Annotated in this window: 1 protein-coding gene and 1 pseudogene; one reads left to right on the top strand and one right to left on the bottom strand. The window is 62.0% G+C overall.

Annotated features, from left to right (window positions below):
* A pseudogene (locus ACTWPW_RS64565) lies at positions 1-87 on the top strand (IS5/IS1182 family transposase); the annotation flags it as partial.
* Positions 88-111: 24 nt separating this feature from the next.
* Here the strand turns inward: ACTWPW_RS64565 and ACTWPW_RS64560 are convergent.
* On the bottom strand, positions 112-581 hold a 470-nt coding region (locus ACTWPW_RS64560), incomplete at its 5' end, for a hypothetical protein (RefSeq protein ID WP_443175092.1).

Below are 581 nucleotides of genomic sequence, written 5' to 3'. Positions count from 1 at the left end.
GAAGCGATGATCTACATCGCCTCGATCGACAATCTCACCAAACGCATAACGGACGAGACCACCCCAACCTGGCGAGACACCTACTAGAACATAAGGCGCAATCTACTCAAATCAAACGCCCTCTGAGAAGTTGTCGATCGTCAAGCGCTTGCCGATGGGAGTCGTGTCCCAGACCGGATTGCCCAGGGAGGGTTCGGTGGCGACCATGGCGACATCGCTGCGCCCCCCGGTGCCGCGCGTGGCTATCACCGTGATCGGTACAGCGATCGCGACAAGGCAGACGCCCGCCACCAGTGCGTTCCTGCACCGTCGCGACCGGGACGCCACCTCCGTAGAGAACTGCGGCGGACGTGTGGCGGCGTGCCCGAGCGTCGCTCCCAGGCGGGATTCCAACTGGTCGCTCATGTAGGGCCCTCGTTGATTTCTGAGGGACCGCTCTTCACTGAACGCTTTTCGTGCGCCCAGCAGAACAGGAGGTGAAGCCGTGACATAGCGGCTCATCTTGTTGTTCGTAAGCTCGTCGTCGCTTGCCGGTGGAAGTCCGGTCCGGGTAGGTGCCAGGAGGCCCGGTAGCAGGCTGG

This window comes from Nonomuraea sp. KM90 (assembly GCF_052246675.1).
Taxonomy (GTDB): Bacteria; Actinomycetota; Actinomycetes; order Streptosporangiales; family Streptosporangiaceae; genus Nonomuraea.
Note: the sequence above shows the minus strand (reverse complement) of the source record. Positions and strands in the feature narration are given on the sequence as shown.